Annotated in this window: 6 protein-coding genes and 2 pseudogenes; 6 read left to right on the top strand and 2 right to left on the bottom strand. The window is 66.5% G+C overall.

The annotated features are described in order from the left end of the window. The 3 genes from AB0D57_RS45990 to AB0D57_RS45980 form a co-directional block, all read left to right on the top strand. The coding region (locus AB0D57_RS45990; protein WP_362088481.1) for a hypothetical protein at positions 1-195 on the top strand (195 nt) is incomplete at its 5' end. A 483-nt stretch (positions 196-678) separates the two neighbouring features. Beyond that, a complete protein-coding gene (locus AB0D57_RS45985) occupies positions 679-6,822 on the top strand; it encodes a DNRLRE domain-containing protein (protein WP_362088480.1) in 6,144 nt (2,047 codons plus the stop codon). 554 nt (positions 6,823-7,376) lie between these two features. Continuing rightward, a complete protein-coding gene (locus AB0D57_RS45980; protein ID WP_362088479.1) occupies positions 7,377-7,781 on the top strand; it encodes a hypothetical protein in 405 nt (134 codons plus the stop codon). Positions 7,782-7,847: 66 nt separating this feature from the next. Here the strand turns inward: AB0D57_RS45980 and AB0D57_RS45975 are convergent. Beyond that, positions 7,848-8,264: pseudogene (locus tag AB0D57_RS45975) on the bottom strand (Chromate resistance protein ChrB); the annotation flags it as partial. Positions 8,265-8,321: 57 nt separating this feature from the next. Next, positions 8,322-8,957, bottom strand: a pseudogene (locus AB0D57_RS45970) (response regulator transcription factor); the annotation flags it as partial. A 350-nt stretch (positions 8,958-9,307) separates the two neighbouring features. Here AB0D57_RS45970 and AB0D57_RS45965 point away from each other — a divergent pair. The 3 genes from AB0D57_RS45965 (at position 9,308) to AB0D57_RS45955 (ending at position 10,811) form a co-directional block, all read left to right on the top strand. Continuing rightward, positions 9,308-9,679: a hypothetical protein gene (locus tag AB0D57_RS45965; RefSeq protein WP_362088478.1), complete on the top strand. Its 372-nt coding sequence runs from the start codon at positions 9,308-9,310 to the stop codon at positions 9,677-9,679. Continuing rightward, the gene (locus AB0D57_RS45960) at positions 9,667-10,404 is read left to right on the top strand and encodes a DUF418 domain-containing protein (RefSeq protein ID WP_362088477.1); all 738 of its coding nucleotides are present in this window, start codon (positions 9,667-9,669) and stop codon (positions 10,402-10,404) included. Before AB0D57_RS45965 ends, AB0D57_RS45960 begins: the two co-directional genes overlap by 13 nt. 227 nt (positions 10,405-10,631) lie before the next feature. Next, positions 10,632-10,811, top strand: coding sequence for a hypothetical protein (locus tag AB0D57_RS45955; protein WP_362088476.1), 180 nt, complete (start codon positions 10,632-10,634; stop codon positions 10,809-10,811). Positions 10,812-10,905: the final 94 nt, after the last annotated feature.

Genomic DNA, 10,905 nt, shown 5'->3' with positions numbered 1-10,905 from the left:
AACTTCGCCGCCAGGACGGCCTCGATCCCCTCCGGTCGACCCATACCACTACAACGATCCCCGGAGCTGGAAGCCACGACTTATTTCCCGGCAAGTCCTAAGACGTGTGCGGCGCCTGCACAACTGCTCGCCCTCGCCTTCGACGTCGTGGCCATCAGCGAAGCATCTCCCCAACGCATCTACACGGAGCCGTGAAGATGATGCTGGATCAAGTGGCGCGGCAGAGCCATCTCATGGGGCAGAGGCATACCGGCGCATGCCGACAGGTGGCGCAAAGTCCTCGGTTTGCGGCTAATAAGTCACCTCGACCAACTCTCAAGTCGGTAAAGACCTAACCAAGAGAGGCAAGGCGAGGCAATGTCGCTTTGGCGTAAATGACCGATTCACATTCGGGGATACTTGTGGGGCGAGTGGCGGTCTGGTGAATTTTGGTAGTAAATGATCAACCTTCAGAGTTGGAGGCCTTCGTGTTTTCGTCACGGAGGGGTCGTGACAGGTTGTGAGTTGGGTGTGAAGATCCCTCACTGGCGCAGGGCGTAACTGCGCCAGTGAGGACTTCACATGTCATCTCTCTTCCATAGAGACAGGCGGCACAGATCCGTCGACCCGGAGCTTCCGTTCCGACCGCTACCGTCCCTAGGGCATCTGCGACGCGTAGCGCTGGCTTTGACGTTGCTGATGGCAGTCGAGACCGCCGTGGTCATCCAGTCCACGGGTGAGGCCGTCGCGCTGTTACGTGTCACCCCAGGCGCGAAGGCGTCCAGCAAACCTAAGAACCTTGGTTCCGCAACTGCCGCTTCGGAAGCGGCCGCTCGCCTCAAGGCCAGGATCCAGAAGCGCCGGATCGAGGTCACCGATGCGCGTACGGGGACGTCGACGACGTACGTGAACCCCGACGGGACGGTCACAGAGGAGGCGTACACCGCTCCGGTTCGGTTCAAGGGCGCCGATGAGGCGTGGCATGCCGTCGACCCTTCGTTGGTACAGGCCGACGACGGTTCGATCAAGGCCAGTGGACATCCGCACGGGCTGACTCTGGCTGGCAAGAAGGCCGCTCCGAAGGGTCTGAAGGCGGCTGGCGAGAAGAGTGCGTCGGCTGCGGTGCCACTGGTCACGATGGAGGATCGTGCGGGTCGGGAGCTGCAGCTCGGCTGGTACGGTGCGCTGCCCGAGCCCACGATCGAGGGGGCCGATGACACGGTCGCCCGCTACAAGGACGCCCTGCCGGCAACCGACCTGCTCATCGAGTCCACGCGAACCGGCTACGAGCAGTTCCTGGAGCTGAAGAATCGTTCCGCAGTCGACTCTAACGGTGCAGTCGCCTACAGCCTTAAGGCCAAGGGTCTGACCGCGAAGGCGCACGATGACGGGTCGGTCACTTTCACCGATGCCAAGGGCAAAAGCGCGGGGGTTTTGCCCTCTCCAGTGATGTGGGATGCGCGCACCGACAAGAACTCGGGCGAACACACCAACACCGCGAAGGTGGGAGTGAAGGTCGCGCAGGACGGCGACACCGTCACCCTGACCCTGACGCCGGACGCCGCTTTCCTGGCGGATGAGGAGACCCGGTTCCCGGTCACCATCGATCCATCCATCAACGTCGGCACCAGCTTCGACACCTTCGTTCAACAGGGCTACACCACCGACCAGTCGGCCGCGACCGAACTGAAGCTCGGCAACAACGGATCGGACCAAGTGGCCCGTTCGTTCCTGTCGTTCCCGATGAAGAACATCACCGGCAAGCAGATCACCGCGGCGAAGCTGAACCTGTACGAGTTCCACTCCTGGTCGTGCACGGCCAAGGGCTGGGACGTGTACGGCACGGGGGCGGCCTCCACGAGCACCCGCTGGACAAGCCAGCCGAACTGGGGCACGACGAAATACGCCACCAGCACGCAGACCAAGGGCTTCTCCAGCTCCTGCAACGACGGCTGGGTCAGTACGGACATCAAGTCCCTGGCTCAGATCTGGGCCGACAACGGCAACGCCACCAACCACCTGGGCCTGCGCGCTTCGGACGAGGCTGATCCGTATGGCTGGAAGCGGTTCAACTCCGGCAACGCCGCCTCCAACACGCCGTATGTGTCGGTGACCTACAACTCCATCCCCGGTGTGCCAACGCTGATATCGCCAGCGGACAAGGGGGCCACCAACGACACCACGCCGACCTTGTCAGCGAAGGCGCTGGACGGCGACGGCTCGCAGGTCACGCTGGACTACGAGGTCTGGGCCTCCAACGGCACCTCGGCGCTGCGTTCCGGCTCCAGCGCCTCCGTCGCTTCGGGGGCGACGGCCACCTGGACCCCCTCCGCGCTAGCGGCCGGTGCCTACAAGTGGCGTACGCGCTCCGGGGACGGATCGGCGAACAGCGCCTGGTCGGCCTTCCGCGCTCTCACCGTCGACACCACGGCACCTGCCAAGACGGCCGTGTCTTCGGGCGACTTCCCGGCAGGTCAGTGGTCGGGTACACCGGACGCCAACGGCGACTTCACCGGCTCGTTCACCTTCACCCCGCCGACCAGCGATGTGAAGGAAGTCCAGTGGAACCTGGACGGCGGCACCTGGCAGTCGGCGGCCACCACTGGCACCGCAGTCACCCGCAAGCCGGTCTTCCGCGCGGGCAAGCACACCTTGACCGCCCGCACCAAGGACGCGGCAGGCAACGTGTCCACGGGGACCGCTTATACCTTCTACGCCGGTTCCGGCGCCGCCCTGCTTACCCCGGGTGATGGAGACCGTCCGGCCCGCCGCACGGAGCTGACAGGTCAGGGCAAGACGGGCGACACCGGGGTGCGCTACCAGTACCGGCGCGGCGAGACCGACACCTGGAAGGACATCCCGGTCGCGAATGTCCGCCGCAAGAGTGACGGCTCGACCCCGACCGCCTGGCCGGCGACTGTCACCAGTGGCAACGCTGAGGCCCTGATCTGGAACATCACTGACACCCTCAGCGAGGACGGCTCGGTAGACGTCCGCGCGTTGTTCACCGACGGATCCACCTCGGACGCCTCCCCGGCCACCACCATCACGGTGGACCGCAACGCGGGCGAGGCACCCAGCGAGAACGTCGGTCCGGGCAGCGTGAACACGCTGACCGGTGACTTCGGCCTGTCGGCCACCGATGCCTCTGCCTTCGACCTGTCGGTCACCCGGTCCTCCTCTTCCCGACGCCCCGCCAACGGCGCCCAGCAGGAGGGACAGGTTGCGATCTTCGGACCGCAATGGACTGCCGGCACGACCGCGGAGATCTCCGACAGCGAGTGGACCTACCTGCGCAAGACCTCAGCTACCTCAGTGGCGGTCGTGGACGTGGATGGGGAGGAGACCGGCTTCACCGCGACCAGCAGTGGCGGCTGGAAGCCGGAGTCCGGCGCCGAAGACCTGACCCTGACCGGCAGCCTGACCGGCTCCTTCACGCTGAAGGACACCGACGGCACCACGTCGGTGTTCAGCAAGGTCGATTCCACCGCCACCACGTGGCAGCTGGCCACCACGTTCCTGCCGACGGACCAGTCCACCACCACGGTGATCTCGGAGAAGACCACGGTGGGCGGCAAGACGCTGGCCCGGCCCAAGTACGTGATCGCTCCGACCTCGGCGGTGTCGGCCAGCACCTGCGCGGCCACCCCGGCGACCAAGGGCTGCCGGATGCTGGAATACGTCTACTCCACCTCCACCACCGCCACATCGAGTGCACTCGGTGACTACAGCGGGCAGGTGAAGCAGGTCCGTCTGTGGGCTACCGACCCGGGGGCGTCGACGGCGACGGCCATTGCGATCTCCCAGTACACCTACGACAGCACGGGCCGCCTGCGCGAGCAGTGGGACCCGCGCATCTCTCCTGCGCTCAAGACGGCCTACACCTACGACAGTGCCGGTCGCGTCATCACTTTGACTCCGCCGGGTGAGCTGTCGTGGACGTTCGAGTACGGCACGGCCGGTTCCAACGCGGTGTCCGGGGACGGCATGCTGCTGTCGGCTTCCCGCCCGACCTTGAAGGCGGGCAGCAAGGACGAACAGGACGGCGGCAAGGCGACGACCTCCGTCGTCTACGACGTGCCGCTGTCCGGCGACAAGGCCCCCAACCAGGTCTCACCCGGCGACGCCGCCACGTGGGGCCAGACGGACGCACCCACGGACGCTGCTGCCGTCTTCCCCGCCGACCAGGTTCCGTCCTCCCACACGGGAAGCGATCTGGGCGCGGCCGACTACGACAAGGCGTCCATCACCTACACCGATGCCTCCGGTCGTGAGGTCAACACCGGCCTGCCAGGGCGGCATCTGACCACCAAGCAGTACGACCGGTTCGGCAACACCGTCTTCGACCTGACCGCTACCAACCGTGAACTGGCCCTGGGCAGCGCGGACTACCAGGTCAACACGCAGAGCGAACTCGGCATTCTGTCCGACTCCACGGCTGAGCGGGCCCGCCAGCTGGGCACCGTCTCGGTCTACTCGGCCGACGGCAAGCGGCAGTTGGAGGAGTTCGGGCCGCTGCACCTGGTCACCCTCACCAAGGCCCTCACCGGGGACGCGGACAGCCCGGACCTTCCGGCCGGGGTGCAGGTCGCGGCGCGTGAGCACACCGTCAACACCTACGACGAAGGCCGCCCCACCGACGGCACCGCCACCGTGACCGACCAGGTGACCACCACCAAGGTGGGCGCCGCGATCGACGGCTACCCCACGGACGGTGACGTGCGCACCACCGCCACCGGCTACGACTGGGTCAAGGGACTGCCCACCAGCGTCGTCACCGATCCGAACGGGCTGAAGCTGACGAAGACCACCAGCTACGACGCCCAGGGCCGAGTCACTAAGACCACACTGCCCAAGTCCACCGGCACCGACGCCGGGGCCACAGTGACCAGCTACTGGTCCGCCACCGGAACCGGCACGTGCGCCGGACGCCCGGAATGGGCCGACCTGGAATGCTCCACGAGTCCGGCCGGCGCGATCACCGGGGGCGGCTCCAACCCCACCGAACTGCCGGTCACGACCACGGAGTACGACCGCTGGGGCAACCCCGCCAAGGTCACCGAGACGGCCAACAGCGTCACCCGCACCACGACCAGCACCTACGACACGGCCGGCCGTCTGAAGCAGACCCAGGTCACGGGCGGGGTCGGCACCGCGGTCCCGGCCCAGACCACCACCTACGACTCGGGCAGTGGCGATGTAGCGACCATATCCAACGGCACCGCGACCATCAGCCGTACCACCGACCTGCTCGGTCGGGAGATCGCATACGACGACGGCGCGGGCAACGTCACCCGAACCGAGTACGACAACCGCGACCGCAGGATCAGGGCTACTGACTCGGCGCCGTCGACCGTGACGTACGACTACGACAATCCGGTCGGCCTGCCCAGCCGGATCCACGACTCGGTCATGGGCACCATCGGTGACGTCACCGGCTCCTACGACTCCGACGGCCGCCTGTACAAGCAAGTGCTGCCGTGGAACATGGACGTCGAGTTCAACCTCGACCCCACCGGTACGGAGACCTCCCGCTACTGGCACTGGGAATCCGGCTGGACCGTCCAGGGCGAATCCACCAGTGAGTCCATCCACGACCAGGTCGTCTCCCGCACCACCTACACCGGAGGCGGCGCCTACCAGGAGTACACCTACGACGCGGCAGGCCGCCTGACCAAGGTCGACGACTCCCAGGCCGGTGTCACCACGCACCGTGCATACGGCTTCGACGACAACACCAACCGCACCTCCTTGGTTACCACCATCGACGACGTTGACGGAGGAACCCCCACCACCAACACCGTCAACTCCACCTATGACAGCGCCGACCGGCTGATCGCCGCCGGCACCGTCTACGACGCCTTCGGCCGCACCACCGCACAAGCCGGCGGCACCCAGAACGCCTACTACACCAACGACCTCGTCCGCCAGATCACCGCCAACTCCAAGCGGACGACCTGGAACCTTGACGCAAGCGGGCGTCTCGCTTCGTGGGCCACGGAGGAGCAAGCGGAGGACGGCACGTGGGGAACGGCCGCTGCCACGACGAACCACTACGGCAGTGAGGGCGACAGCCCCGACTGGACCTCGGCAAGCAACGGCATCAGCCGCAGCCTCGAAGACCTGGCCGGCAACCTGATCGCCACCACCAGCGCCAGCGGTGACGTTGTCCTGCAACTGTCCAACCTCCACGGCGACATCGCCGCCCAGATCCCGCTCGTGGACAGCACCACCCCGGTCGTCAACACCTACGACGAATACGGCAACCCGTTGCCTGGCACCGACCCCGCCCGCTACGGCTGGCTCGGCGGCAAACAACGCAGCACCGAAACACCCAACGGCGCGACCCTCATGGGCGTCCGCCTCTACGACCCCACCAGCGGACGCTTTCTGTCGGTCGACCCTGTCCCCGGCGGCAACGCCAACGCCTACGACTACGTCAACGCCGACCCGCTCAACCAGTACGACCTCGACGGCAAGTGGGGCTGGCGCAAGAGGTTCAAGAGTTGGTGGGGGCGGACCAGCCGCAACCCCAACTACCGGCACTGGTACTACGGGGCTCGCATGGGCGCCTCACTGATCAACCCGGCGAAGAAGGCCCGCTATGCCTACCGCTTTGTCAGGAACCCTCGCAGGGTCGGCCGCATGTGCACGCGCAGTTGGCGACACGCTGCCGGCTGCGGAGGAGCCTTCTGGGGAGTGGGCTCCGCCTACAGGTACGGGCGCAAGATGGTGGGTAACTACCGGTACATGCGCTCCTACAACACCGCGCTGACCTACGCGGGTAAGCAGCGCATCTGCAGGCGGTACACCGGTTACCGTGGCCGGGGTAGCTGCACCTGATTCAGATGTCTGCCGGGGACAGGCCATAAATCCTGTCCCCGGCGGACCCGGGAGGAGATTTCCGTGGATGACGCCGCAGGAATTCTTGTGCGCGTTCTAAGATTCGCAGGCCGGGCGATAGGGGGGTTCCTGGAGTATCTGAATCTCCGGGAGGGGTACCGAGCTCTCAAGGAGCAGTTTCGAGGCGGGCGACGTAAGGCAAAAAGATAATCAGGGGTGAACGGTAGTCCCTCCTGAAAGCCGTCAATTCTAACGACATAGCCCCCCCGCACTGCGGCGCCGATGTCCGGGAAGCTAGATGAGACCGGATGCCTAATCCGGTCTCACCTAGCAAAATTGGCGCAAATCAACACAAACCGTAATTAGGGGCATTGGATCGGGAAAGCGCTTACGGTATACTTCATGAATCGCTTGACTCCCGCGTTATCGACTGTAGTGCGGAACAGCTGGACGGCAAGCGGAACTCCAGCATTGCAGGCCCTTCCGGGAGCAGATCGATGCGCCGACGTCGCCGTGACCAGCCCAGCGAGCCCGAGATGCCGTCCAGTCCGACTGTGATTGCGATCACAGCCCGCGAGGTAGGTGCCCTCATAGAGGTTCTGGGGCATGCCCATACCTGCATCCTCAAATTAAGCGATGCGAATGGAGATATCCTCGCCAGATCCAGCGGATCTGAACTGATACCATCGCTTTACGCGCGAGTCGGATTTAGTTCAATCGGAGGGCGCGGCAGTATTCCTCTGCTTGCCGACGAGGTCGGCCTTCTTGAGGCCGCAGTGATCAACCTGGAATCGTTTCAGGGAAATGAAGTCGTCCTGTGTGCCGGTTATCAATTGTTGGATGATTTCGCGAATCGCGGTAGCGGCTCTTACCCGTTGCGCTACGTGCACGGAATTCTGACCTTTGCTGGAGATGTGGAGGACTCGGCCAGCGGCTCGGCGACACCCTCCCTGACGTGAGAGGGGGCTGATGCTCCGACAAATGGAAACGCGGCGTATTTACCTTTAGTTCCGATAATTATCGATTCATGCGGAGGTCTCCTCGGGAGCGGTCTCGGTGTTGGCGGGGTGAAGGGCCTCCACCGCGGCTTCGGCGGTGCGACGATCCGGTGAGGGGAAGTAGTCGCGGCGGTGTATGCGGCGCAGTTCCGCGCGGAGTCGGCGCAAGATGCGCTCCCGTTCGTCGGCCGGCTGGTGGCGAGCCTTTTCGGCCTGGACGCGTACCGCCTCGTACTCGGCGCCCCGGGCGTCCGCCATGCTCGGGGCGAGCTTGTGTTCCTCGGCGATGGCCGCGGGCCGAGCGATCCACAGAGTAGCGGCGTCGTCGGACTCGGTGATCTCCTCGGCGATCCACTCCAGTTGCTCGCGCGTGCGGGCGTCGGCCAGCAGTGCGATTAGGCCGTCGCTGATCTGGGCCACACCGAGGCGCTTGAGCTTGCGCCAGACGGTGATGCGCGGGGTGGAGGGCTCGCGGGGGAGACGGCACGACAGCGGCGGCATGAGCAGGCCCGCACGTTCGGCGAGCAGGGCGGCCTGGACGCGGGTGCTCACCTCCAGTTTGGCGAGGAGGGCGCTGACATGGTCCTTCACCGTGCCGGTGCTCAGATGCATACGGCTGCCGATCTCGGTGTTGGACAGGCCCTCCGCGATGAGGGCGAGGACACGGCGCTCACGGCCGGTCAGCCGCCCCACGACCTCGGCGGCCTCCTCCCAACGGCTCCCCGCCAGATAGCCGTCCACGACCGTGCGGGTGACCTTCGACGGCAGCACGACACCGCCGTCGGTCAAGGCGCGGACGAGATGGGGCAGTTGCTCGAGGTCGGTGTCCTTGAGGAGGAACCCGGCAGCTCCCGAGCGCAGGGCCGTCGCCACGTACTCGTCCATGTTGAAGGTGGTGAGCATGGCCACCACAGGCGGGTCCGGCAGCAGGCGAAGGTCGGCGAGGACCGTCAGCCCGTCGACGTCCGGCATCCGGATGTCGAGCAGCACGACCTCCGGACGCAACTCCAGCACCGCGCGGACCGCTTGGCCGCCGGGCACCGCCGCCACGACCTCGATGTCGTCCGCGGTGTTGAGAATGTGTGTGAAGCCCATACGGATCAGAGCCTCGTTGTCGACCACCACTACCCGGATCACCCGTGCTCCGCTCGGCCCCGGACCACCTTTGGACTGCTACGACGTCGGGGGTTGCTCCCAGGTTCCTCCGCGCTCCGGGTCGCGCAACCCGGCGAGGGAGGATCCAGCAGGACGGCGGTCGCGCTCCGGCCGGTTGGCGGGGGTGGTTCCGGCCGTTCGCCGGATGGGCCGACGGGGGCGGCGCCCCCAACTCTGGAACACATGACCCCGGACACGACATCGACCGAGCCCCAGGTGCCCGTCACGGAGGCGAGGCCCTCCGGAGCGTCTCCTCGACCACCGCCCCCGCTCCGCCGTCGACAGCACGCCTGATCGGTATTGACCTGGCCCGTGGGCTGGCGGTCCTCGGCATGTACGCCGCCCACTTCGGCCCGGACCCAGCCATAGGCGGGCCGCTGGGCTTCGTCATGGAGCCGGCCCGCGGCCGCTCAGCCACGCTTTTCGCCCTGCTCGCTGGCTTCAGCCTCGTGCTGATCACCGGCCGCCCGCAGCCCCGCACCGGACGTGCCGGGCGGCAGGCGGTGGGCCGGATCGTCATCCGCGCCCTAGTCCTGATCCCGCTGGGCTTCGCCCTGACCGGCCTCGGCACCGACGTCGACGTGATCCTCGCCTTCTACGGCACCCTCTTCCTCGCGGTCCTCCCGCTGTACCGGCTCCGGGCCTGCACCCTCGCCGCCAGCGCCACCGCAGGCGCGCTGATCAGGCCCAAGTGCTCTACGTGATACGCGAGTCGATCCACAACGGGGAGTGGGCGGACACGGTCATCGCCTACGACCCGGTGGCCGGGCTCAGCGGCACGGACGGACTCGTCGAGCTGCTCTTCACCGGCGAGTACCCGGTACTGACCTGGGCTCCCTTCCTGATCGCCAGCATGGCGGTGGCCCGGCTCGACCTCCCCCGGGCCCGAGTGCGAGGGCGGCTGGCCCGCACCGGCGGTGCACTGGCCGTCCTCGGCTACGGCGGCTCCTGGCTGGCCCTGAGCCTCGTGCCCGGCGCGCACAGCACCATCGCCGCCACCGACGGGGACTCCGGGGCCTCCGCCTGGTGGTCCGACACGGTCGGCTACCTCATCGGCGACACCCCGGTCACCTGGCTCCTGGTGGGTGTCCCGCACAGCCAGACCACGTTCTCCATTCTCGGCAATAGCGGCGTCGCGCTCGCCCTCATCGCCGCATGCGTCGCCGCCACGGAACGCCTCCCGCGCCTCACTCGCCTGTTCGCTCCCGTCAGCGCGGTCGGCGTAATCGCGCTGACCGCCTACGTCCTGCACGTCCTCGCCATCGCCGCCGTCGGCATGGAAGAGGAGACGGGCCCGGCCCTGCTGGCGCTGACCTGCGCCATCGCCGCCGCCATGGTCCTGGCGGTGGGCTGGACCCGGCACTTCCGGCGTGGTCCGCTGGAGTGGCTGCTGCATCACTCCACGGGCGTAGCGCGATTCATCAGGTGACTCACTGCCCTTACGGCCGAGCCGCCCACCGACTGTGTGGGCGGCTCGGCGCTGTTCAGCCACGTGAGCTGCCGAACATCAGGCGGTTGCCGAGGGCGGAGTCCTACAGTCGGGCCGGACGGGCGTAGCCGGAAGCCCGATGTCGTGCAGGGGCACCTGACGTAGGTCTTAAGCCGACTGCTGCACAAGGGAGCTGGCCAGGGACGTGCTGCGAGAGGGGGCGATACATGTCCGATTCCCCGGCACCGTGGCGTCGACGATGGCTCGCCGTGGTGGTCTTCGTCCTGGTGCTGTACGTCCTCGTGCGTGCGGCGAACACTCCGCAGGGCGACTCGCCGCCTCCAGCCGGAACATCCACCGCCGAGCCCACTCCGGCGATTTCTTCGTCGTACGCCTCGTCCGGCTAAGAACTCCTATCGCAATGACTTCAGGCGTCGCCAGCAGATGAGTGCGCATCCGAGGGTGAGGAACGCTTCGTGGATGTCGTCGCGTATCTCCCAG

The sequence above is a fragment of the Streptomyces sp. NPDC048275 genome (genome assembly GCF_040652275.1).
GTDB lineage: Bacteria > Actinomycetota > Actinomycetes > Streptomycetales > Streptomycetaceae > Streptomyces.
The sequence above is the reverse complement of the archived record's forward strand: the minus strand, read 5'-3'. Positions and strand labels throughout refer to the sequence as shown.

Coding starts and splice junctions, on each gene's coding strand:
- AB0D57_RS45955 (WP_362088476.1), top strand. CDS start 10,632: ATGTCCGATTCCCCGGCACCGTGGCGTCGACGATGGCTCGCCGTGGTG.
- AB0D57_RS45985 (WP_362088480.1), top strand. CDS start 679: ATGGCAGTCGAGACCGCCGTGGTCATCCAGTCCACGGGTGAGGCCGTC.
- AB0D57_RS45965 (WP_362088478.1), top strand. CDS start 9,308: ATGTACGCCGCCCACTTCGGCCCGGACCCAGCCATAGGCGGGCCGCTG.